The sequence below is a fragment of the Halospina sp. K52047b genome (assembly GCF_008709855.1).
Taxonomy (GTDB): domain Bacteria; phylum Pseudomonadota; class Gammaproteobacteria; order Pseudomonadales; family Oleiphilaceae; genus Halospina; species Halospina utahensis_B.
The window spans coordinates 151,986-173,863 of record NZ_VYJH01000007.1 but is presented as its reverse complement, the minus strand read 5'-3'; the positions used below and the strand labels follow the sequence as shown (position 1 = coordinate 173,863).

Genomic DNA, 21,878 nt, shown 5'->3' with positions numbered 1-21,878 from the left:
TTGCGGGGTATTGGCGTCCTGTTGATGTTCGCGGCCCTGGCGCCGCTGCTGGCCATGGTCTCTGGCGGTCTCGAGCCCTCGCTGGGGCTTTCGCTGGTGGCCTACGGCACGCTGTTCGCCGGGGTTTTCTGTTTTACCGCCGGCGTTCTGCGTAACCGCTAGGACGTTTCCGTGCACGGCTGTTTTACGTCCGGCGCCAGCCCGATCAGCAGCGAGGCCAGCACGGTACCACCCGCGAAGCCGAGTGCCAGCCCGCCGGGCGTGGTGCCGGCATCCAGAAGCAGCCCCGCCAGTACCGGCGAACTGGCGGTGGACAGCACCATCAGGGCCTGTGCCAGTGAACGGATCGCGCCGATATGGCCGATGCCGTAACGCTCCGGCCAGAGGGCGTTGCCCGCGGTGCCGGCAAACCCCTGACTCATCCCCACCAGCGCCAGGTACAGGAAGGGCGTCCAGGCTGAATGGGTCAACGCCATGACCACCAGGCCGGCGACCATGGGGTAGAGTCCGAGCATCAGCGCCTTACGCGCCCCGATCCGGTCCACGGTCGGTCCGGCTACAAAGAGCATGGCGAAATGGCCCAGCGCATAGCCGCTGAACGCCAGCGCAATGTGTTCCAGGGGCCAGCCTCGCAGTTCCGCGATGGCGGTCTGGTGGAACAGGATGGCGGTGACGATGAAGGGCACGGCCAGTGCGCCCGGCAGGATCATGTAGAGCCCGGGGTCCTTCAGGGCCTGGCGCCGGGTGAAACCGGTTCCCTCCGTGGTCTCATCCTGCTCCGCCCGGGCACGGACGGTCTCCGGGTGGGCCGCGTCCCGTGAGAGCCAGCGCATCAGTGGCAGCGCCAGCAACAGCAGGAAGCCGGCAGCGAGCAGCCAGGGGGCGCGCCAGCCCCAGGCGGCCAGTATCAGTCCACCAGCTGCCGGCAGCAGGGCCTCGGAGAGGGGAAGCCCGGAGACAGTCAGGGCCATCACCTTGCCACGGTCGCGGTCGAAGTAGCGGCTGGCGGCGGTGAAGCCGATATGGGTCATCATGCCCTGGCCACCGAGCCGACCGAGGAAGAAACCGGGGATCAGCAGCAGCCAGTGGGGCGCCAGCCCGATCAGGAGCCCGCTGGCCGCCAGCATGGCCAGTGCCAGTGTGATGGTGTTGGCCAGGGACCAGCGGTCCACGATGGTGCCCAGCCGAAGAAGGACCAGGGCCGAGCCCAGGGTGGCCAGGCTGTAATAGCTGCCGTAGGCGGCGTTGCTCAGCGCGAATTCATCGCGCAGGCTGCTGCCGAATACGGAGATGAAGAAGGTCTGGCCGAATCCGGAGAAGGCCGTGGCCATCAGCGCGAACAGTGCCAGCGACGGGTTGGTCTGTATGAAGCGTGGCAGACGCAGGTGCAAGGCGGACTCCGGTGATCATCGGGAGCGCCATGATAATGCGCCGGAGTCCGCCGTTACAGGGGCGGCGTATCAGGAGTCCCCGAAAGCCGAGCTGCGCAGGCGGTTCAGCACGGCCATCACCTCATGCAGCCTGGGCAGTGCCAGATCGCCGTCGGGGCGGTGGCTGAGTTCCACCAGGCCCGCCTGCAGACGCTGCGCCAGTGCCTCCGGCGGCTGCTCCAGGCGCGCGCCGGATTCCGCCACCCGTGCCAGCAGCTGGCCGATGGCCCGGACCTGGGACGGATCGGCTACCTGCTCCACCGAGCGCAGATCCACATCGTCACGCCCGAAGATCAGGGTATCCGGCCCCCGGGCCTGGATCTTCGTCTTGCCCGGTTTGGCTTCCGGGTTCAGCTGCTTGCCGATTAGCGGGCGCGGAGTCGGCCGATTCAGCGGGTCCAGGGCCTCGGTCTCGCGCCCGGTGGCGAAGCGCTCGGCCACCGCGCGGGCATCAGCGGTCACGTCATGGGCGTGGTAGTCCTGGAGCTGGATCACAGTGTCCGCGCAGTCGAAGTAGTCCCCGGAGCCGCCCATCACCAGGATGGTGGAAACCGAGAGCTCGTCGCGCAGCTGGCGGATGCGGTCCACGAAGGGCGTGATGGGTTCGCTCTCCCGGGCGACCAGCGCCTGCATGCGGCGGTCGCGGATCATGAAGTTGGTGGCGGAGGTGTCCTCGTCCACCAGCAGGGTGCGGGCACCGGCTTCCAGGGCTTCCTGCAGGGCCGCCGCCTGGCTGGTGGAGCCGGACGCCAGCTCAGTGGAGAAGCGTTCCGTGGTCTTACCGTAGGGCAGGCGGTTGATGTACGGCGACAGGTCCAGGCCATGCACGGCGCGCCCGTCCTCGGCCCGGATCTTGGTGGCCCCGGCATCGGTGACCACCCGCTCGCGTCCGTCCCCGGGCACATGGTCGTAGACGCTGAGCCCCACCGCCGAAAGCAGGGTGGATTTGCCGTGGAAGCCGCCGCCGACGATCAGGGTGATCCCCTCGGGAATCCCCATGCCGGTGACGCGGCCGTTGTTGGGCGTCTCCAGTGTGACGGCAAGGGATGGAGGTGTCTCGAACGGGATGGCGTCCTGGAGTGGCCGGTCGTCGATCCCCGAACGCCGGGGCAGGGTGGAGCCGTTGGCCACAAAGGCAACGATCCCGTGCTCCGGCAACTGCGCGCGCAGCGCCTGCTGGTCCTCCACCACGGCCATGTGCCGTTCCAGCGCCTCAAGATCCAGACGCCGGGCGGTGGCCGCCGTCAGTACCGCCTCGGGCAGCTGCTCGCAGATCAGCTTGCGGGCCTGGTGGCCCATGATGCTGCGCCCCCGGGCAGGCAGGCTCAGGCTCAGGCGCAGTTCCACGCCGCCGTCGTCATCAATCAGGGTGGCCGTCCGGTCCAGCACCGTCTGGTTACCGGCGTCGATGCCCAGTGCCTTCTCCTTGCCCGTGGCCTGGCGGAAGGCGCGTGCGATGTAATCCCGTGCCGCGCACTGTCTTGCCTGGCTGGCGAAGACCGTTCGCGGGAGCTGCGCCGTGGCCGGGTCCACCCGGGCCCGCATGCGTGAGGGCGCGGCGAACGGGTCGGCCTGCACATGGTCCACGATCAGGGTCCAGCCCTCGAAACGGTGTTCGCCCAGCAGATCCTTGTAGGCCTTGTAGCCTTTGCCGTCGAGTCGCGTCAGCAGTGATGCCAGTTCTTTCATGGGGCCTTCCGGTTACAGAAAACTACATGCTAACAGAGGGTTATCGAACAAATGTTTGAATCCTTTCCGTGACGTACCTCACATCTTGAACTATATTGCATTCGAATCCGCGATCATGAAAATTCGGAGATCACAAACCATGCTTGCCCTGATGCGTCGTTTTACCATCCGCCAGCGTCTGATGGGGCTGGTGGGCGTTGCCTTCCTGCTCCTTCTCGGGCTTGTCCTGCTGGTTGCCAATGATTTCGAGGAAGGCCTCTACAACAGCAGCAAGGACCGCACCCAGAATCTGGTGCAGAGCACCATGACGATGGTGGAGCACTATTACGAACGCCAGCAGGATGGTGAGCTCAGTGAATCGCAGGCCAAGCGTCGCGCGGCGGAAGCCGTGCGCAATCTGCGCTATGGCGACGGTGACTATTTCTGGATCCACAACATGGATCTCGTCATGGTCATGCATCCCTTCAGCGAGGATCTGGAAGGCGAGTCCCTGAAGGATTACGAGGATCCGAACGGGGTGCGTCTGTTCGCGGAGATGAATAAGGTGATCCGCAATGAGGGCGGCTCCGGTTTTGTGCCCTACCACTGGCCCAAGCCGGGCTTTGATGAGCCGGTGCGTAAGATCTCCTATGTGGAGCGGTTTGAGCCCTGGGACTGGGTCATCGGAACCGGGATCTATCTGGATGAACAGGAAGCACAGAATGCCTCTGCCATGAGCGGCGTGGTGACGGTGGCAGTGATCGGCATTCTCGTGCTTATAGGTGTGAGCTTCCTGATTGTGCGCAGTGTGACCCAGCCCATGGGCACGGCCGCTGCCGCCATGGAGAGCATCGCCACGGGTGAGGGGGATCTGACCCGGCGCCTGGATGACAGCGGGGGTGATGAGGTTGCCCGCGTTGCCCATGGCTTCAACAGCTTTGTGGCCCGGATTCAGGACATGGTGCGTGAACTCCGGGATGTGGTCGGGACCAACAAGGAAGTGGCCGGCAGCGTCCGCAACTCGGTGACCGAGGCCGGGCAGTCCTTTGACCAGCAGAAATCCGAGCTGGACACGGTCGCCTCCGCCATCGAGGAAATGACCCAGACCGTGGATGACGTGGCCAAGCGCATCAGTGAGGCGGCGGACGCCGCCAGCACCGCCAACGACCGCGCCAGCGAAGGTGAGCACACCGCACAGGAGGCCCGTGACCGCATGGCGAACCTGGTCCAGGAGGTGCAGCAGTCCAGCGATGCCATTGGCAAGCTGGATGAGCATGCCCAGAACATTGGCCAGGTGCTGGATGTGATCCATGGCGTGGCGGACCAGACCAACCTGCTGGCCCTGAACGCGGCCATTGAGGCGGCCCGCGCCGGCGAGCACGGGCGCGGCTTCGCGGTGGTGGCGGACGAGGTGCGCAGCCTGGCCAGCCGTACCCAGCAATCCACGGATGAGATCCGCGAGATGATCAACCAGCTGCAGGAGGGTACCCGCCACGCGGTTGAGACCATGCAGCGCAGCAGTGAGCAGACCCAGAGCATGCAGTCGAGCGTGGACTCAGCCCGGGAGGCGCTGGAGGCCATCGCCGGTTCGGTCAGCACCATCACCGACATGACCCAGCATGTGGCCACCTCGGCGGAGGAGCAGTCCCAGGCCTCCAACGAGATCTCGGCCAGCCTGAACCATCTGACCACACTGGCGGGTCAGGTCCGCGAGGAACTCAACAGCATCCAGGAGCAGTCCCAGTCCCTGGGCAGTGCCGCGGAATCCATCGAATCCATGGTGCGCCAGTTCCGGGTGGACTGAGCCGGGCGCCACTGCGTCACCTGCCGGATGCCTTGATGTCACCCGGCGCGGGAAGATCTGTGTGGAACAGAATCCCGCGCCGGGTTAAGGTTTTCGGCAACGTGTGATCTGGAGAGATGGTGATGACGTCCATCTGTGTCTACTGCGGCTCCCGTTCGGGGCATGGTGATGAATACACGGACGCTGCACGCCGGCTGGGAAGGGCTATGGCGGCGCAGGGTTTCGGGCTGGTCTATGGTGGCGCCTCCATCGGCATGATGGGGGTGATTGCTGATGAAATGCTGGCGGCCGGGGCCGCCGTGACCGGGGTGATCCCGGAGTCCCTTCAGCAGAAGGAGGTGGCCCATGCAGGGCTCACGGAACTTCTGATCACCGCGGACATGCACGAGCGCAAGCGCCTGATGGCCGAGCGCGCCGATGCCTTCATCGCCATGCCGGGGGGACTTGGCACCCTGGAGGAACTGTTCGAGATCCTCACCTGGGGCCAGCTGCGCTTTCACGCCAAGCCCATCGGGCTCCTGAACACCAACGGCTATTACGACGACCTGATCCGTTTCCTTGATGGCACCGTTTCCGAGGGGTTTGTGCATCCCCGGCACCGGGCCATGCTGACCGTGTCGCAGGCCCCGGAAGACTTGCTCGAGGCCCTTGCCCTGCTTTAGTTACCCCAGCGCCTTCAGGGCCGCCTCGTAGTCCGGCTCCTCACCGATCTCCGAGACCAGCTGGCTGTGCAGCACCTTACCGTTCTCGTCGAGAACCACCACGGCGCGGGCACAGAGGCCACGGAAGGGGCCGGAGGTCAGGTCGACGCCATAATCCTGCCGGAAGCCATCGTTGCGGAAACACGACAGGGTGGTCACATCCTTCAGCCCTTCCGCGCCGCAGAAGCGCGCCGCCGCGAACGGCAGGTCCGCCGAGATCACCAGTACCACGGTGTTGTCCAGGCTGCTGGCCTTTTCGTTGAAGGTGCGGGTTGAAGCGGCGCAGACGCCGGTATCCACGCTGGGAATGATGTTCAGGATGCGGCGCTGACCCTGCCAGTCACCGAGGGATTTCCCCTCCATGTCCGGGTTGGTCAGGGTGAAATCGGGCGCGGTTTCGCCGGGCTGTGGCAGATTGCCGCTGACTTCCACCGGATTGCCGCCAAGTGTGACCTGTGCCATTGCTGTTCTCCCTGTTTCAGTCCGTTTGTTGGAATACCCCGTAGGCTACGCTGTCGCGGTGACCATGGATGACTCAACAGTGCCACAATGAGATATGGGAACAAAGCCTGTGGCCCACCAGGTGACCGTTTCGTTTTTATTGACTTTTCCCGGTATTTTTTCAGATTTTATGTCGCGCCGTTGTCATGCGTACCGCTTCGCACCGATACTTACCCCTTCTGAGGTATGGAGCCCGCGTATGCAGGACGGCGATCCGGTGTTTTTCAGGGAAACTTCCGATACCGATTTCCGCCAGACGGACCCACAGGCCCTGCTGACCATCCTCGATAATGTGGATGCGCTCATCTATGTAGCAGACATGGATACGCACGAAATGCTGTTCATGAACGACTACGGCCGGCGCGTCTGGGGGGATCCCGGAGCCCGCAAGTGCTGGGCGGTCCTCCAGGGCCGGGACGGTCCATGCCCCTTCTGCACCAATCCCCAGCTTGTGGATGAGCAGGATCAGCCTACTGAACCACTGGTTTGGGAGTTCCGCAACGAAGCGAACGGCCGCTGGTACCAGTGCCGTGACCAGGCCATTCGCTGGCCGGACGGGCGCCTTGTGCGGCTGGAGATCGCCACGGACATCACCGAGCGCAGGGAGATGGAGGAGGCGCTGAGGGCCGAGCGTGAGCGCGCGGATGCGCTGGCACGCGAGGACGAGCTGACTGGGCTGAACAACCGGCGGGCCTTTTTCGAGGCGGCGGAGAAGCTGCTCGCTAGGGCCCGTCGCAGCGATCAGCCCCTCTCACTGGTGCAGTTCGATCTGGACTGGTTCAAGCAGATCAATGACGAGCATGGCCATGAGGCCGGTGACCGTCTTCTGAGCCATATCGGCCAGCTGATCGGCAACTGTGTGCGCGAGGGTGACGTTGCGGCTCGCATCGGCGGCGAGGAGTTCGTGCTGCTGCTTCCGGATACGGACCAGGAGGAAGCGCGAACCCTGGCCAACCGGCTGCGTCAGAGCCTTTCCGGTTCGTCCGTTGCCTGCCGTGATGCCACCGTCAGTGTGAGTGCCAGCTTCGGGGTTTCCTCCCTGATCCCGGCCGACGACGGAATTGATGATCTCATGGCCCGTGCGGACCGCGCGCTTTACCGGGCCAAGCGGGCCGGACGGGACTGCGTTTACGGCTGACCGAACCACGTGGCGGCCAGGGCATCCGCACTCTCAAACGCGCCTTCGACACGCCCACCCGCCAGCCAGTCGCCGCAGAGGCCAAGACTGTAGTCAGCCGTGCTCAGGAAGCCGGGGGTGGGCCCCACGGCGGGGCGAGCGTAAAGCCAGCGGTGAACCAGGTGATCAGTGGCCGTCTGCCGGACGTCAAAGCGCTGGCGGAAAGCGGTGGTCATGGCTGCGGCAACGTCGTCGCTGTCAGCGTTCCGGTGCGTGGCCGACCAGGTGCTGTTGGCGTGCAGCACCCACCACTCCGCGCTCCCGCGTTCCGGTTTGCTGGCGTTCCGGGCCACCCAGCCCAGGGATTCATGGGCAAGCTGCATGCCGTCAAAGCCCAGTTCGAGCGGTTCCCCGAAGCGCAGCGCCAGGCTCCAGCATGGCAGCATCCCGAAGCTTTCCAGTTCGAGGGAGCGGGTGACAGTGTCCGGCAGGAGATCCCGTGCCTGCTCAGGAGGCGCGGTGATGATCACCCTGGGGAAAGGGCCCTGTTGCCCCTGATCCGTTTCCAGCCACCAGCCGCCAGGTGCCTGGGTCAGCGCGGTGATCCGGGTTCCCGTCTGGATCGGCAGACCATCGGCAAGGGCCCGGGTGATGGCGGTCATGCGGGGAACGCCGACATGGCGCAGGGCCTGATGGAAGTGGGCCACCTCTCCTTCCCGGTTCTCATGCCAGAGTGTGGCATCCCAGAGCCCGAAACTCTCTTCGCCGGCGTAGTCCGCCAGCAGTGCCCTGAAGCGCGGGTTGCGTACGGTGAAGAACTGGGCACCCATATCCACGCTAGTGCCGTCTTGGGTGCGCTTGCTGGCAAGACGCCCGCCGGGGCCGCGGCTTTTTTCGAATACGAGCGGCGCCAGCCCGGCTTCGCTGGCGCGGAGGGCGGCAGTGAGACCGGCGATGCCGGCTCCGATGATGGCAATGTCCGGGGTCTGATCCATGGTTCCTTATTCGTTCGCTGCCGTATTATGGATCAGTGCTGCGCAGTATATTGATCGGTCGCGGGCAGGGTGGCCCTGCCCGCACGCGGCAGACATGACCTGGAACTAGAACGAGGCCTGCACCCACACCCAGCCTTTATCCGTATCCCGGTTGAAGGGGGAGCTGCTGTCCTGGCTGAAGCCATCGGCATCGTAGGAGGCGTACTTTGCGCCCAGAGTGTATGTCCCGTTGATCCTGTACGTCGCCTGTAGCGCTGCTTCAGAGCCGTAATCACCGCTGCCTTCATCGCTTTCAAACTCATGGTAGACGGCCATCAGGTCTACGCCATTCAGAGTCCCGGATAGGCTGGTATAGCGGTCCACAAGTCCGGCGTCCGGGCTTGAAAGGAACCGGTCCGTGAAGCCGTTGAAGGCGTGCAGGGTGGCAAGGGGTGTCTGGAAGGCCGTATCGCCGTCATCACTGCCCAGCACCTCCTGGCCGAGCTTGAACTGAACGCCGGCATAATCGACCCCCGCTTCAAGCATATAGTAGTCCTGGTCCAGGTCACGGGTGTTGTCGTCATAGTCGCTCTGGTGGGCGTATTCCAGTGTATACAGCGCGCTCAGGTCCCCGGCGAGCGGTGCGTTCCCCGTATACCGCAGCCCATAGGTCTGGGTTGATTCCTCGGGCTTGTTATCGAGGGCGACCAGGTAGCTGTAGGCCGAGAGTGAGCCGTAATCGAAACCGTCGTACTGGCCATTCAGGATGCCGGTCTTCATGGCAAGGTCACCCTTGGGGCTGGCATCGGAGACAATACGGTTGGCGTTATGGAGATAGCCCGCCGTGATGGTGGTATCCGGCAGCGAGGTGTTGATCAGGGTTGTGCCGTCAAAGGTCTGCTCATTCTGTCGCCAGCCGACATTGCCAATGAAACGGTCGTTGTCCAGCTTCAGGCGTTGGCGGCCAATCGTCAGTCGGGTGTCCGACAGGCCACTGTATGCCAGGTAAGCCTGGTTCAGTTCGGTTTCAGTCGGGTCGGCAACGATCGGGCGGCTGTCTCGGCCGTTGATCGTGCTGTTGTAATTCTCAGGGCCGACCGAGGTGGCATGTTCCATCTCGAGGTAGCCTTTGAGGTTGCCGACTTCCGCTGTTTCATAGCCCAGTCTGGCTCGGAGCGTTGATGCCCGTGCGTCATCCGGAAAGGTGTCCTCATCCACGGTTTCGTAACGGTACCGGGTATCGAGTGACGGTGTGCCGTTGCTGATGGCATCCGTAATGGGGTCTGCACAGATAACGCCGGAAAATGCTGCGACAGCAACCGCGAGGGAAACCTTGCCAGCAGGGGAGCGCAGGGGGGTGGTAAGGGTCGATTGGGTACTCATGGGTGATGGCCTCCAGTGGCCGGCTGAGTATTTGATTCTCAGCTGAGTATCCTCCATGAAAGGAATATACTAAATGATACTTATCAAGCTACTGGAAATTTTCCCCTTCACTATCAGTTATATACACATTAATGGGTAGGCCTTTTAGCCAATGAGGGAGGCCTGGTGGGATTGTGTATCGAGTGCCAGCTGTTGGGTGAGGGGGCGGACCGGGCGAGCGAAGATCCACCCCGGACACGCCTAAATACATCCCTGTCGTCCCTTGGTGTTGCAATTTCTCCCTGGTCCTCCGTGTAGGCTCGTCTTTCATCATCCTGAGGAAAGACGGTCCGGGAAACTGATAGCCCATCGCTTTTCTCAGTGCCCGTGACTGAAGACATTACGCTGGCTGTGGGCCTGTATCTGTACGCTATCCAACATTGTTGGCAATCGTTTTACAGCAATGGATGATCAGGGTGGCACGGTCGCCCTGGCGGCCACCGTCAGAAGCAGCGCAGGCGTCACAACGGGTGCGGGGATTGGAAACGGATTGCTGGAACAGGGAGAGGAAAAGAAAAGGGCCCGCAGTTACCTGCAGGCCCTTCAACTGTATGGCCCGCCCGATAGGATTCGAACCTATGACCTCTGCCTCCGGAGGGCAGCGCTCTATCCAGCTGAGCTACGGGCGGAGAATGACACCGGAATGGATGGCTCCGGTGTCGGTTCGACGGCCGGCGCCTTGTGAGCAACGCCATCGAAACAGGGGGCGTATGATAAGGGCCGTTGGCCCACACGTCCATCCCCAGGTGACATTTCAGCAGTTGAAAGCCGTTACCCATTGTGCCAATGTTCAATGAGAACATTTTTTACACAAAATGCTTGCATTCTTTTGCGGAAATAAGAATAATTAGCATTAAGGTGCTCGTTAGCTGCCACGCAGGAGTTGTCATGTACGTGTGTCTCTGTAATCAAATCACTGATCACGAAATCCGCCGGGCGGTAGAGGATGGCTGCTCCAGCATGCGTCAGCTCAGGAATGAGCTCGGTGTGGCTACCCAGTGTGGCCGCTGTGGAAACATGGCCCGGGAAATCCTGGATGAGCACCGTAGCAGCGTGGATCTGGATCTGATCAATGCGCTGGCACGCCCCGCCTGACCGCCCCTGCTACTCCCTGTAACTGACTGGCCGCCCCTGATCCGTGTGTGGTAGTTTTGCGTAATTGAATAAAGACAGACCGGATCAGGAGGCAATTCCCATGAAGGGCGACAAGCAGGTCATACAGTATCTGAATCAGGCGCTGGCGGCGGAGCTGACCGCTATCAACCAGTACTTTCTCCACGCGCGCATGCTCAAGGACTGGGGCATCGACAAGCTGGGCAAGATCGAATACGACGAATCGATCGATGAGATGAAGCACGCCGACCAGCTGATCGAGCGCATCCTGTTCCTGGGCGGTCTGCCGAATCTCCAGGACCTGAACAAGCTGCTGATCGGCGAGAACGTCAAGGAAATCCTTGAGTGTGACCTCAAGGCCGAGCACGACGGCATCGCCATCTACCGGGCTGGCATCAAGCACGCCGAATCCGTCCAGGATTACGGTACGCGTGACCTGCTGGCGAGCCTTCTGGCGGACGAGGAAGGGCATGTGGACTTCCTCGAGACACAGCTCGACATGATCGACCGCATGGGTCTCGAAAACTACTGCCAGCTGCAGTCCAGTGGCACTGCCGAGGAAGGCGGCGAATAACGCAGGCTCGTATCATCGGCCGGGAGCGGGTACAATACGCCCGCTTCTGACGACTGAGGTGTGGTAATGAACAAGCTGACCCGAATTTTAGCAAGTCTCGGCCTCATTGTGGCGCTGGGCGGTTCCGCGCTCACACTGGCGGCTGTTGAGGATCAGATCAGGGAACGCATCAAGCCGACCGGCAATGTGAGTATTGCGGGTGAAGAGGGCCAGGCGGCGCAGCAGCAGTCCAGTGGACCGCGCGGTGGCGAAGAAGTCTACGCTGATGCCTGTGCTGCGTGCCATGACTCCGGTGCCGCGGGCGCACCCAAGACCGGTGATTCCGGTGCCTGGTCGGACCGCATCAGTAAGGGGAACGAGACCCTTTACGATCATGCGATCAATGGCTTCAATGCCATGCCCGCGAAAGGCGGCTGCAGCGGCTGTTCCGATGAGGAAATACAGAACGCTGTGGATCACATGGTGGCGGAGAGCGAATAAACCACGCTGCTTAACCCGGCAGGGACTCGGGGTGCCGCGCGCGTTGTCTCAGACAGTGAGAGCGGTCAATGCGAATAACCGGCTATACAGACTATTCCCTCCGGGTCCTGATCTACCTGTCACTTCAGGGTGACCGGTTGGCGACGATCCAGGAAGTCGCCGACCGGTACGGGATCTCCAAGAACCATCTCATGAAGGTGGTCCATCAGCTGACCCGCAAGGGTTACCTGGACAGTGTCCGGGGCAAGAAGGGCGGCATCCGACTCCGCCTCAGCCCGTCGGAGATCAACCTTGGTGTGCTGGTGCGCGAGATGGAGCCGGATCTGAACCTCGTGGAGTGCTTCGGGCCGGACAATACCTGCGTGATCTCACCGGTATGTTCCCTCAAGGGCGTTCTGGGCGAGGCACTGAATGCCTTCCTGGCAACCCTTGACCGCTATACCCTGGCGGATATCGTTACGGAAGGGGACGCACCCCAGCTGATCCGACTTCTCAACATCCCTGTTGAAGAATCCGCTGCCGCCGAGTGATTCACCTCGCAGGAGCGACCTGTGGTCGCGATTCCGCAAGCTCTGGTATCACCCGGCTCAGCGTTATCCCCCGGTCATATTCATGAACCGCAGGATCTGAACATCACCGTCAGTGGTGAAGTGGTGTTCCTTCGGCTTCAGGTCCATGGCGCTGATGATGGCCTCGCGTATGGGTTCGTCGTTCTCGGGGTAGCGCCGCATCAGTCCCTTCAGGTCCTTTGAGTGCTCATTGCCGAGGCACAGCAGCAGGCGGCCCTCGACGGTCAGGCGTACGCGGTTGCAGTCGCCACAGAAGTTGTGGGTGTGCGGGGAGATGAAGCCGACCTTGCTCTGTGAGTCCGGCATCCGGAAATAGCGTGAGGGGCCACCGGTGTCCGCGGTGCTGGGGATCAGATCGTAACGCTGTTCGATGATCTCCCGGACCTCGTCGCTGGAGCAGAAGGTCTCGTCCCGGGTATGGTCGGAGATCTCGCCCAGGGGCATTTCCTCGATGAAGCTGATGTCGATGCCGCGTGACCGGGCGAACTCGACCAGGTCGAGTACTTCGTGGTCGTTGCGGTTCTTCATGATGACGCTGTTGAGCTTGATGCCCTTGAAGCCCGCCTCTACGGCGGTATCAATGCCCTTGATAACCTTGTTGAGGTCACCGGTGCGGGTGATGGCACGGAACTTTTCGGCGTCCAGCGAGTCGAGGCTGATGTTGAGGCGGTCCATGCCGGCGGCCTTGAGGTCATGGGCCATGTGCGGCAGCTGGCTGCCATTGGTGGTCATGGTCAGGTCGTCCAGGCCCAGGCCACCGATGTCCTCAACCAGTTTCACGATGCCCTTGCGCACCAGGGGCTCGCCCCCGGTCAGGCGGATCTTCTCGACACCGAGTTCGCGGAAGATGCGGGCAATGCGCCCGATCTCTTCCAGGCTGAGCACCTGCTGGCGGGGCAGGAATTCCATGTCCTCGCTCATGCAGTAGACACAGCGGAAGTCGCAGCGGTCGGTGACGGAGATGCGCACGTAGGTGATGGTGCGCCCGAACTGGTCGACCAGTGCCTTTTGCGGTTCGGACATCGTGTTCTCCTTACTGCTCGCTCATGGCCTGGAGCTGTACCGGTTCGCCGTCGCGCGTGAAGATGGCGAACTGGTCAAGATTTTCACCGGTGGTGAGGGTCTGGGCCATGCGCGTGAGGTGTTGTTCGGTCTCGTCCTCGGGCGCGGGCTCGCCGTTGCGCCCGGGGAGGACGGCGGTCATCAGGAATTCCCAGTTGGTGCTGACCTGGTCCGCTTCTTCGACAATGTCCTTGAGGCGGGTCTGGGGTGTCAAGGGGAAGTCGCGGACCATCAGGGGCATGAGGGTGCCCTGGTCGTCCATGTCGGCGTGTTCGCCGTTGGCGGTTTTTTCCTGGAGGCGCTGGACGTGGATGAGTACGACCAGGAGCTTGGTGCCGGGGCCGTCCATTTCGGACATTCTGGCCAGGTCGTCGAAGGTGGCGATTCTTGGTTCAGGGGTGAAGGTTTCTACGGTCATTGTCTACGCCTTACTGGGATTCTGGTCAGTATCCAGACTGTTGGTTTGCTGCCGGCATTGCTACAGGGGACCCCTTTCAGGGACCGCTGTGAACCCATCCATGGGCGCTGGCGCGATGACATCCTGTCATCGAGCCTCCCTGAAAGGGGTCCCCTGCATCAATGCTCTGACCCCCCAGGGAGTCGCTGCCCCCGATTCTATCTGCGCCAATCGCAACATGTTCGCCATTCATTGCACCAGAGGGTTGTCAGCGCCGCTGAGGTCAATGCCTTCAATCCGGGAGCGCCCGGCCAGGATCTGGAGGTACTGGCTGACGGAGCGGCGCCAGACGGATTCCTTCAGATAGGTGGCGATCTTTTCCTTCACGGCTTCGTAGGGCAGCTGGTCGCCGCGCTGGCGTTCGTGCAGCCAGACCACGTGGAAGCCGTAACGGGTTTCCAGTGGATGGGCGGAGAGTTCGCCTTCGGGGAGGCGATCCAGGGCCTTTTCGAAGTCGTGTGAGGTGTCGCCGGGGCCGACGGTGCCCATGTCACCGCCGGCTTCGGCGGACGGGCATCTGGAGTGTTTGAACGCCAGCCGTGTGAAGCGGCCCGGGTCGGCCTGGCAGACGCGGATGATCCGGCGGCAGCGTTCGCGGGCGGCGACGCGGGCGTCGGCGTCGTCGGCCGGGGCCGGGCGGAAGATGTGGGAGACGTGGTACCGGCTGGGTGAACGGAAGCGTTCGCGGTTGCTTTCGTAGTACTGTCGGCAGGCGGCTTCGTCCGGTTCCGGGTTATCCAGTTCCTGGTCGAGGAGCTGACGGATCTGGGCTTCTTCCTGGGTTTCCGCGGTCTGGCGGTTTTCACCGGTGATGCCCTGGCGTTCGGCTTCTGTAATCAGCATCGTGCGGATGGACAGGGCGCGTGCCGCTTCTTTTCGGGCTTCCTGGAGCGATGATGCCGGATGATATTGGACTTCCTGATCAATGGCATCTTCGGTGATAGTGCGACCGTTAACCAGGATTTCGCCACCGGCGACTTGCTGAATAGGGATGGCTTGCATGCTGTTACCTCTGTCTCTGCTGCAGGTCGGCCGCTACCGGGGATGCTCTCCGGGAACCGCTACAAGCACATCCCTGTGCGCTACGCGGTGACCATCCATGGTCACCGAGTTTCCCTCCGAGCATCCCCGGCACCGGCCGCCCCGTGATTTCGGGCTCTACTGCGGCCGTACGATCTGGTACCGCCGGGCCACGTATTCCACCGGCCAGCTCCAGATGTGCACCAGCCGGCTGAACGGGAAGGCGGTGAACATGAGCAGGCCGAGGAAGATGTGGGTCTTGTAGATCCAGTGCACGTCGACGATGTATTCCCATGCCCCTGCCTGGAAGGTCACGATGCCCTGGGCCCAGTGGGCGAGCTCGAGCATGACGGCGCCGTCCAGGTGGTCCATGGAGACGAACAGGGTGCACAGGCCGGTGATCAGCTGCAGGTAGATCAGGCAGATGATGAAGGTGTCCATGGGGCTGCTGTTGGCGCGCACACGGGCGTTGAACAGCCGCCGGAACACCAGGTAGCTGAGGCCGGCGAAGCAAAGCAGACCGAAAAGGCCGCCGGCGACCATGGCCATGATCTGCTTGGCGCCCGGCGTCATGCCCAGTGAGGTGTAGACCACGGTGGGCGTGAGCAGGCCGAACAGGTGGCCGAAGAACAACAGCAGTATGCCCACGTGGAAGGCGATGCTCGCCCAGCGGAACGCCGGCGGGTTGTTCAGTGTCTGGCTGGACATGGCCCGCCAGGTGTACTGGCCGCGCTCGTAGCGCAGGAAGCTGCCGAGCAGGAAGACGGTGCCGGCCAGGTAGGGGCCGACGCCGAAGATCAGTTGGTTGATGTAGGTTTCCATGGTGTCTCTCCCCTGAATCAGCGTTGGCCGGCGGCCTGGGCGCCGGGGTTGTCCACCCAGCGCACAGGGATCTCGTCCGTGGGTGTGGTGGCGGGGCCGGGGCTCGTGTTGCCGCAGCCGCCGCCGGCCGGGTCGTTATTGCCGAGGAAGGTGACCTGTTCCTCTTCCCAGATCTCATCCATCCTGGTGATGGATTCGTCCGGACCCTCGTTGGCGGCCAGTTCCCGCATGTCGCGGGCCTGTTCGCAGCTGCCGCCGATGGCTTCCAGCGCGTGGAAGAGGGCGGCATAGGGGGATTCCTTTTCCTCCAGGCGGGCGCCGAGCAGCACCATGACGGGCATGGCGTCACCGAGCATGTCGGTGATCTCGGTTTCGTCCTGGGTGGAGAGGTATTCCAGGAACAGCGGGATGTGGTCCGGCAGTTCCTTGGCGTCCAGTTCGTAGCCGTTGAGGCGGTAGTGTTCCATCAGGTCGACCATGGCCTGGCCGCGGTCCCGGGACTCGCCGTGCACGTGTTCGAACAGGTGCAGCGACAGGTGCCGGCCGCGGTCGAACAGGCTGACGTAGTTCTCCTGGATTTCGCCCAGGGGGCGTTCCGCCAGGTCGTCGATCAGGGCCAGGAGTCCGTCACGGGCCTGGCCCGTGAGGCGCGACTCCTCGCGGATGACCTCGGCCAGCTCCGGCAGGGCTTCCTGCATGGGCCCTGTCGGGTAGGCCATGAGGTGGGCGATAGCGCGCAGTGTTTTCATCATGATCTCCTCAGTTGCCCATCTTCTCAACGCGAACGGAGAAGAACTGGCGCTTGTTGTTGGGCTTGCCGCCGAAGACATCGGCGTCCTCGCCACCGCCGGCATTGCAGCCGCTGCCGAAGCTGAAGCCGCAGCCGCCGCGCTCGGTCTGGCCGTCGTACATGGAGTGGGCGTATTCGCGCTTGTTGGTCGGGATCACGAAGCGGTCCTCGTAGTCGGCGATGGCCATGTAGCGGAACATCTCCTCGACTGTGTGCACGTCCAGACCAACCCGCTCCAGCACCTCGGTGTTCTCAACGCCATCCACGTTGCGTCCGCGCATGAAGGCGCGCATGGCCAGCATCCGTTCCAGGGCGTGGGTGATGGGCTGCTCTTCACCGGCGGTGAGCATGTTGGCCAGGTAGCGCACCGGAATGCGCAGCTGGTCCACATCCGGGATGGCGCCGTTGTAGCCGATACGGCCGGATTCGGCGGCGGACTGGATGGGCGACAGCGGCGGGGCGTACCACACCATCGGCAGGGTCCGGTATTCCGGGTGCAGCGGGAAGGCGACCTTCCACTCCATGGCCATCTTGTAGACCGGGGAGTTCTTGGCGGCTTCCAGCCAGTCGTCCGGAATGCCCTGGCGCCGTGCTTCGGCCTCGATCTCCGGATCGTGCGGATTGAGGAAGACGTCCATCTGGGCTTCGTACAGATCCTGCTCGTTCGGCGTGCTGGCTGCTTCCTCGATGCGGTCGGCATCGTAGAGCATCACGCCCAGGTAGCGGATCCGGCCCACGCAGGTCTCGGAGCACACGGTCGGCTGGCCCACTTCGATGCGCGGGTAGCAGAAGGTGCACTTCTCGGATTTGCCGGACTTCCAGTTGTAATAGATCTTCTTGTACGGGCAGCCGGAGACGCACATGCGCCAGCCGCGGCACTTGTCCTGGTCGATCAGTACAATGCCGTCCTCTTCCCGCTTGTAGATCGCGCCGCTCGGGCAGGACGCGACACAGGTCGGGTTGAGGCAGTGCTCGCACAGCCGGGGCAGGTACATCATGAAGGTGTTCTCGAACTGGCCGTAGATCTCCTTCTGCACGCCCTCGAAGTTGTAGTCCTTCGAGCGGTGCTTGAATTCCGTGCCCAGGATTTCCTCCCAGTTCGGGCCCCATTCGATCTTTTCCATGCGCTTGCCGGTCAGCAGCGAGCGTGGCCGGGCCGTGGGCATGGTCTTGGCGTCGCCCGCCTGCTGCAGGTGGGCGTAGTCGAAGTCGAAGGGCTCGTAGTAGTCGTCGATAGCCGGCATGTCCGGGTTGGCGAAGATGTTCGCCAGTACCCGCCAGCGCCCGCCGATGCGTGGCTGGATGCTGCCGTCGTCGAGGCGTTTCCAGCCGCCCTTCCAACGCTCCTGGTTCTCCCATTCCTTGGGGTAGCCCACGCCGGGCTTGGTCTCAACGTTGTTGAACCAGGCGTATTCCATGCCCTCGCGGGAGGTCCAGACGTTCTTGCAGGTCACCGAGCAGGTGTGGCACCCGATGCACTTGTCCAGGTTCAGCACCTTGCCGATCTGTGCGCGTATCCTCATGTCATGCCCCCTCTGTCCGCATGGCATCGCCCGATTCCTCGTCCATCCAGTCGATGTTGCTCATCTTCCGGATGACGATGAACTCGTCGCGGTTGGAACCGACGGTTCCGTGGTAGTTGAAGAAGTAGCTCTGCTGGGCGTAGCCGCCGATCATGTGTGTCGGCTTGAGCACCGCCCTGGTTACCGAGTTGTGAATGCCGCCCCGGTTGCCGGTGATCTCGGATCCGGGCGTGTTCACGATCTTCTCCTGGGCGTGGTACATCATCGACATGCCCTCGGGCACCCGCTGGCTGACCACCGCCCGCGCCGTGATGGCGCCGTTGACGTTGAAGGCCTCGATCCAGTCGTTGTCCTCAATCCCGGCCTTGGCCGCGTCGGTCTCGCTCATCCACACGATCGGGCCGCCCCGCGAGAGCGTGAGCATCAGCAGGTTGTCCGTGTAGGTGCTGTGGATGCCCCACTTCTGGTGCGGGGTGATGAAGTTGAGCACGATCTCGGTATTGCCGTTGCCCTTCTTGTTCATGATCGGGTCGATCGTCTTCATATCGATCGGTGGCTTGTACACGCACAGGGTCTCGCCGAAGGCGCGCATCCAGAGGTGATCCTGGTAGAACTGCTGGCGCCCGGTAATGGTCCGCCAGGGGATCAGCTCGTTGATGTTGGTCCAGCCGGCGTTGTAGCTCACCTTCTCGGACTCGATGCCGGACCAGGTGGGCGAGGAGATGATCTTGCGCGGCTGGGCCACGATGTCATTGAAGCGGATGGTTTCGCCTTCATGGTGGCGGGCCAGGTGCGCGTGCTCGCGGCCGGTCTGGACGCTCAGCGCGTCCCAGGAGCGCACCGCCACGTGACCGTTGGTCTCAGGCGCCAGGCTCAGGATGGTCTCGCAGGCGTTGATGGCGGTGCGGATCTTCGGACGCCCCTTGGTGCTCACATCCTCGGTGACCCGGCCGTTGAGATCGCCCAGGAATTCCACCTCGTCGTTGGTCTTCCAGGTGATCCCCTTGCCGCCGTTGCCCACGTTGTCCATGAGCGGGCCAAGCGCGGTGAAGCGGTTGTAGGTCTCGGGGTAGTTGCGCTCCACCGGCACCATGTTGGGCATGGTCTTGCCCGGAATGGCGTCGCACTCGCCCTTCTTCCAGTCCTTCACGTCCTTGGGCTGGGCCATTTCCGCCGGGGTGTCGTGGATGTGCGGCAGGGTGGTCACGTCGGTTTCCTCACCGAGGTGGCCCTGGCACAGCTCCGAGAACTTCTTCGCGATGCCCTTGTAGATGTCCCAGTCCGAACGTGATTCCCAGGCCGGGTCCACGGCCGCGGTCAGCGGGTGGATGAAGGGGTGCATGTCGGAGGTGTTCATGTCGTGCTTCTCGTACCAGGTCGCGGTCGGCAGCACGATGTCCGAGTACATGCAGGTAGTGGACATGCGGAAGTCCAGTGTGGTCAGCAGGTCCAGCTTGCCGGTAGCCGCGTCGCGCCACTGCACTTCTTCCGGCTTCTCCGCGTTGGGGATGCTGTCCAGGTCCTTGCCCTGCAGGCCGTTCTCGGTGCCGAGCAGGTACTTGAGGAAGTACTCGTGGCCCTTGCCCGAGGAGCCCAGCAGGTTGGAGCGCCAGACGAACATGTTGCGCGGGAAGTTGGCCGGGTTGTCCGGATCCTCGCAGGCGAACTGCAGGCTGCCGTCCTTCAGGGACTGCACAATGTAGTCCTTGATCTCCATGCCCGCTTCCTTGGCCTCGCGGGCGACCTGCAGCGGGTTGCGCGAGAGCTGGGGCGCGGACGGGAGCCACCCCATGCGCTCGGCGCGCACGTTGTAGTCGATCATGGAGCCGTTCCAGTCATCCGCGTTGACCAGCGGTGACAGGATCTCATCCATCTTCACTGTCTCGTGGCGCCACTGGCTGGTGTGGGCGTAGAAGAAGGAGGTGGAGTTCATGTGGCGTGGCGGACGGTGCCAGTCCATCGCGAACGCCACCGGCGCCCAGCCGGTCTGCGGCCGCAGCTTCTCCTGGCCGACGTAGTGGGCCCAGCCGCCGCCGGAAACGCCGACACAGCCGCACATCATCAGCATCTTGATGACGCCCCGGTAGTTCATGTCCATGTGGTACCAGTGGTTCATGGCGGCACCGATGATGATCATGGACTTGCCCTGGGTCTTGTGGGCGTTCTCGGCGAACTGCCGCGCCACGGTGATGACCTTCTCGCGCGGCACGCCGGTGATGGCTTCCTGCCAGGCCGGGGTGTAGGGCACGTCGTCGTCATAGGTGCTGGCCACGTGGTCGCCGCCCAGACCCCGGTCAATGCCGTAGTTGGCCACCATCAGGTCGAATACGCTGGCTACGCGGGCGGTGCTGCCGTCGGCCAGGGTGATGGTGCGGATCGGAACGCGACGCTGCTGCACCGGGTCATGGCTGGTGTGGGAGAAGTGCGGGTTGCCGCCGCCCCCGAAGTAGGGGAAGGCTACGTTGGTGACGTCATCTGAACTGTCGATGTGACTCAGGCGCAGGTGGATGTCCTTCCCGTCGCCGGTCTTCTGCTCCAGGTTCCACTTGCCCTTGGTCTCGGTCCATCGGAAGCCGATGGAGCCGGTGGGGGCGACCAGGCTACCGCTGTTCTCGTCCCAGGAGATGGTCTTCCAGTCGGCGTTGTCCTGCTCGCCAAGATCATCCGCGAGATCCGAGGCGCGCAGGAAGCGGCCGGGGACGGTGTTGCCGTTCTCTTCGTCCAGCAGGACCAGGTAGGGCAGGTCGGTGTAGCGGCGCACGTAGTCGTCGAAGTAGTCGCTCTTACCCTCAACGTGCCATTCCTTGAGGATGACGTGACCCAGTGCCATGGCCAGGGCGGAGTCGGTGCCCTGCTTGGGGTTGAGCCAGATGTCGCCGAACTTGGAGGCCTCGGAGTAGTCCGGGGTCACGGTGACGGTCTTGGTGCCCCGGTAGCGGGCTTCGGTCATGTAGTGGGCGTCCGGGGTGCGCGTCTGCGGCACGTTGGAGCCCCACATCATGAGGAAGGTGGAGTTGAACCAGTCCGCGGACTCGGGCACGTCCGTCTGCTCACCCCAGGTCTGGGGCGAGGCGGGGGGCAGGTCGCAGTACCAGTCGTAGAAGCTCATGCAGACGCCGCCGATCAGCGACAGGTAACGGGTGCCGGCGGCGTAGGAAACCATGGACATGGCCGGGATCGGGGAGAAGCCGATGATCCGGTCCGGGCCGTAGTCGCGCGCGGTGTAGACGTTGGCGGCGGCGATGATTTCCTGCACTTCCGTCCAGTCGGCGCGAACGAAACCACCCAGGCCACGGCGGGACTTGTAGGACTGGGCCTTCTGTGGGTCCTGAACGATGGACGCCCAGGCTTCCACCGGGTCACTGTGCTGCTTCTTCGCATCCCGCCAGAGCTCCACCAGGTGGCGGCGCACCATGGGGTACTTCAGGCGGTTGGCGGAGTAGATGTACCAGGAGAAACTGGCGCCCCGGGCGCAGCCGCGTGGTTCGTGGTTGGGCAGGCCCGGGCGTGTGCGCGGGTAGTCGGTCTGCTGGGTCTCCCAGGTGACCAGGCCGTTCTTCACATAGATCTTCCAGGAGCATGAGCCGGTGCAGTTAACACCATGGGTGGAACGCACCACCTTGTCGTGCTGCCAGCGGGAACGGTAGCCGTCCTCCCAGCGCCGGTCCTCGTCCACGCTTACGCCGTGGCCGTCGGCGAAGGGTTCCCTCTGGCGCTTGAAGAACGTCAGTCGGTCCAGAAAGTTACTCATCTTGATCTCCTCAGGTTTGCCCTGTCCGCGCTGCCCAAACGTTGAGCTTTCTCAATGCTCAGGCTGATGGGCCCTATTCTGGTCAAAAAGAAGTATCAGG

General features: G+C 63.0%; 20 protein-coding genes and 1 tRNA gene. 8 read left to right on the top strand and 13 right to left on the bottom strand.

The genetic code is table 11. The features are described 5' to 3' along the window. Complete coding sequence (locus tag F3089_RS15880; protein ID WP_192497348.1) at positions 1–162, top strand: hypothetical protein; 162 nt, start codon at positions 1–3, stop codon at positions 160–162. Here F3089_RS15880 and F3089_RS10625 read toward each other — a convergent pair. Both F3089_RS10625 and F3089_RS10620 read right to left on the bottom strand, forming a co-directional pair. Beyond that, complete coding sequence (locus tag F3089_RS10625) at positions 159–1,391, bottom strand: MFS transporter (protein WP_225741736.1); 1,233 nt, start codon at positions 1,389–1,391, stop codon at positions 159–161. The genes F3089_RS15880 and F3089_RS10625 overlap by 4 nt on opposite strands. Before the next feature lie 69 nt (positions 1,392–1,460). Then, positions 1,461–3,119 (bottom strand): ABC-ATPase domain-containing protein, encoded by a 1,659-nt coding sequence (locus F3089_RS10620; RefSeq protein ID WP_151440778.1) that lies wholly within the window; start codon positions 3,117–3,119, stop codon positions 1,461–1,463. Between the two features lie 139 nt (positions 3,120–3,258). On the opposite strand from F3089_RS10620, the gene F3089_RS10615 reads away from it, so the two are divergent. Then, entirely contained in the window at positions 3,259–4,902 is a 1,644-nt protein-coding gene (locus F3089_RS10615) for a methyl-accepting chemotaxis protein (RefSeq protein WP_192497347.1), read from the top strand. A 116-nt stretch (positions 4,903–5,018) separates the two neighbouring features. After that, positions 5,019–5,564: an LOG family protein gene (locus F3089_RS10610; protein WP_192497346.1), complete on the top strand. Its 546-nt coding sequence runs from the start codon at positions 5,019–5,021 to the stop codon at positions 5,562–5,564. Here F3089_RS10610 and tpx read toward each other — a convergent pair whose 3' ends face one another. After that, complete coding sequence (gene tpx, locus F3089_RS10605) at positions 5,565–6,065, bottom strand: thiol peroxidase (RefSeq protein ID WP_151440775.1); 501 nt, start codon at positions 6,063–6,065, stop codon at positions 5,565–5,567. A 238-nt stretch (positions 6,066–6,303) separates the two neighbouring features. On the opposite strand from tpx, the gene F3089_RS10600 reads away from it, so the two are divergent. Next, positions 6,304–7,242, top strand: coding sequence for a GGDEF domain-containing protein (locus F3089_RS10600; RefSeq protein WP_151440774.1), 939 nt, complete (start codon positions 6,304–6,306; stop codon positions 7,240–7,242). Here the strand turns inward: F3089_RS10600 and F3089_RS10595 are convergent. The 3 genes from F3089_RS10595 to F3089_RS10585 form a co-directional block, all read right to left on the bottom strand. Continuing rightward, positions 7,233–8,216, bottom strand: coding sequence for an NAD(P)/FAD-dependent oxidoreductase (locus F3089_RS10595; protein WP_151440773.1), 984 nt, complete (start codon positions 8,214–8,216; stop codon positions 7,233–7,235). The two genes, F3089_RS10600 and F3089_RS10595, sit on opposite strands and share 10 nt — an antisense overlap. 105 nt (positions 8,217–8,321) lie before the next feature. Further along, positions 8,322–9,578 (bottom strand): alginate export family protein, encoded by a 1,257-nt coding sequence (locus F3089_RS10590; protein ID WP_151440772.1) that lies wholly within the window; start codon positions 9,576–9,578, stop codon positions 8,322–8,324. Between the two features lie 591 nt (positions 9,579–10,169). Then, a tRNA-Arg gene (locus tag F3089_RS10585) sits at positions 10,170–10,246 on the bottom strand. A 259-nt stretch (positions 10,247–10,505) separates the two neighbouring features. Between F3089_RS10585 and F3089_RS10580 the strand changes: the two genes are divergently transcribed. The 4 genes from F3089_RS10580 (at position 10,506) to F3089_RS10565 (ending at position 12,314) form a co-directional block, all read left to right on the top strand. After that, complete coding sequence (locus F3089_RS10580; RefSeq protein ID WP_151440771.1) at positions 10,506–10,712, top strand: bacterioferritin-associated ferredoxin; 207 nt, start codon at positions 10,506–10,508, stop codon at positions 10,710–10,712. Positions 10,713–10,812: 100 nt separating this feature from the next. Beyond that, positions 10,813–11,304 (top strand): bacterioferritin, encoded by a 492-nt coding sequence (bfr, locus tag F3089_RS10575; protein ID WP_095616305.1) that lies wholly within the window; start codon positions 10,813–10,815, stop codon positions 11,302–11,304. 66 nt (positions 11,305–11,370) lie between these two features. Then, positions 11,371–11,784 carry a c-type cytochrome gene (locus tag F3089_RS10570; protein ID WP_192497345.1) on the top strand — a complete coding sequence of 138 codons (414 nt, stop codon included), beginning with the start codon at positions 11,371–11,373 and terminating at the stop codon, positions 11,782–11,784. 68 nt (positions 11,785–11,852) lie between these two features. Next, entirely contained in the window at positions 11,853–12,314 is a 462-nt protein-coding gene (locus tag F3089_RS10565) for an Rrf2 family transcriptional regulator (protein ID WP_151440770.1), read from the top strand. A gap of 63 nt (positions 12,315–12,377) precedes the next feature. Here the strand turns inward: F3089_RS10565 and moaA are convergent, their stop codons facing one another. The 7 genes from moaA to F3089_RS10530 all read right to left on the bottom strand — a co-directional run bounded on the left by moaA (position 12,378) and on the right by F3089_RS10530 (position 21,778). Next, the gene (gene moaA, locus F3089_RS10560; RefSeq protein WP_151440769.1) at positions 12,378–13,376 is read right to left on the bottom strand and encodes a GTP 3',8-cyclase MoaA; all 999 of its coding nucleotides are present in this window, start codon (positions 13,374–13,376) and stop codon (positions 12,378–12,380) included. A 10-nt stretch (positions 13,377–13,386) separates the two neighbouring features. Beyond that, entirely contained in the window at positions 13,387–13,833 is a 447-nt protein-coding gene (locus F3089_RS10555) for a hypothetical protein (RefSeq protein ID WP_151440768.1), read from the bottom strand. A 228-nt stretch (positions 13,834–14,061) separates the two neighbouring features. Further along, positions 14,062–14,874 carry a peptidylprolyl isomerase gene (locus F3089_RS10550; protein ID WP_151440767.1) on the bottom strand — a complete coding sequence of 271 codons (813 nt, stop codon included), beginning with the start codon at positions 14,872–14,874 and terminating at the stop codon, positions 14,062–14,064. Between the two features lie 156 nt (positions 14,875–15,030). Continuing rightward, positions 15,031–15,714 (bottom strand): respiratory nitrate reductase subunit gamma, encoded by a 684-nt coding sequence (gene narI / locus F3089_RS10545; RefSeq protein ID WP_151440766.1) that lies wholly within the window; start codon positions 15,712–15,714, stop codon positions 15,031–15,033. Positions 15,715–15,731: 17 nt separating this feature from the next. Beyond that, positions 15,732–16,466 carry a nitrate reductase molybdenum cofactor assembly chaperone gene (narJ, locus tag F3089_RS10540; RefSeq protein WP_192497344.1) on the bottom strand — a complete coding sequence of 245 codons (735 nt, stop codon included), beginning with the start codon at positions 16,464–16,466 and terminating at the stop codon, positions 15,732–15,734. Positions 16,467–16,473: 7 nt separating this feature from the next. After that, positions 16,474–18,027, bottom strand: a complete 1,554-nt coding sequence (gene narH / locus F3089_RS10535) for a nitrate reductase subunit beta (protein WP_151440764.1) — start codon at positions 18,025–18,027, stop codon at positions 16,474–16,476. Position 18,028: 1 nt separating this feature from the next. After that, positions 18,029–21,778 carry a nitrate reductase subunit alpha gene (locus F3089_RS10530; RefSeq protein ID WP_151440763.1) on the bottom strand — a complete coding sequence of 1,250 codons (3,750 nt, stop codon included), beginning with the start codon at positions 21,776–21,778 and terminating at the stop codon, positions 18,029–18,031. Positions 21,779–21,878 lie beyond the last annotated feature (100 nt).

Excerpts from the sequence above, each read along its gene's own strand:
- tpx (WP_151440775.1), bottom strand. The coding sequence starts at position 6,065 with ATGGCACAGGTCACACTTGGCGGCAATCCGGTGGAAGTCAGCGGCAAT.
- F3089_RS10530 (WP_151440763.1), bottom strand. The coding sequence starts at position 21,778 with ATGAGTAACTTTCTGGACCGACTGACGTTCTTCAAGCGCCAGAGGGAA.
- F3089_RS10580 (WP_151440771.1), top strand. The coding sequence starts at position 10,506 with ATGTACGTGTGTCTCTGTAATCAAATCACTGATCACGAAATCCGCCGG.
- F3089_RS10620 (WP_151440778.1), bottom strand. The coding sequence starts at position 3,119 with ATGAAAGAACTGGCATCACTGCTGACGCGACTCGACGGCAAAGGCTAC.
- F3089_RS10555 (WP_151440768.1), bottom strand. The coding sequence starts at position 13,833 with ATGACCGTAGAAACCTTCACCCCTGAACCAAGAATCGCCACCTTCGAC.
- narJ (WP_192497344.1), bottom strand. The coding sequence starts at position 16,466 with ATGATGAAAACACTGCGCGCTATCGCCCACCTCATGGCCTACCCGACA.
- F3089_RS10600 (WP_151440774.1), top strand. The coding sequence starts at position 6,304 with ATGCAGGACGGCGATCCGGTGTTTTTCAGGGAAACTTCCGATACCGAT.
- F3089_RS10550 (WP_151440767.1), bottom strand. The coding sequence starts at position 14,874 with ATGCAAGCCATCCCTATTCAGCAAGTCGCCGGTGGCGAAATCCTGGTT.
- F3089_RS10595 (WP_151440773.1), bottom strand. The coding sequence starts at position 8,216 with ATGGATCAGACCCCGGACATTGCCATCATCGGAGCCGGCATCGCCGGT.
- F3089_RS10590 (WP_151440772.1), bottom strand. The coding sequence starts at position 9,578 with ATGAGTACCCAATCGACCCTTACCACCCCCCTGCGCTCCCCTGCTGGC.
- F3089_RS10610 (WP_192497346.1), top strand. The coding sequence starts at position 5,019 with ATGGTGATGACGTCCATCTGTGTCTACTGCGGCTCCCGTTCGGGGCAT.
- bfr (WP_095616305.1), top strand. The coding sequence starts at position 10,813 with ATGAAGGGCGACAAGCAGGTCATACAGTATCTGAATCAGGCGCTGGCG.
- F3089_RS10615 (WP_192497347.1), top strand. The coding sequence starts at position 3,259 with ATGCTTGCCCTGATGCGTCGTTTTACCATCCGCCAGCGTCTGATGGGG.
- narI (WP_151440766.1), bottom strand. The coding sequence starts at position 15,714 with ATGGAAACCTACATCAACCAACTGATCTTCGGCGTCGGCCCCTACCTG.
- F3089_RS10570 (WP_192497345.1), top strand. The coding sequence starts at position 11,371 with ATGAACAAGCTGACCCGAATTTTAGCAAGTCTCGGCCTCATTGTGGCG.
- F3089_RS10565 (WP_151440770.1), top strand. The coding sequence starts at position 11,853 with ATGCGAATAACCGGCTATACAGACTATTCCCTCCGGGTCCTGATCTAC.
- moaA (WP_151440769.1), bottom strand. The coding sequence starts at position 13,376 with ATGTCCGAACCGCAAAAGGCACTGGTCGACCAGTTCGGGCGCACCATC.
- narH (WP_151440764.1), bottom strand. The coding sequence starts at position 18,027 with ATGAGGATACGCGCACAGATCGGCAAGGTGCTGAACCTGGACAAGTGC.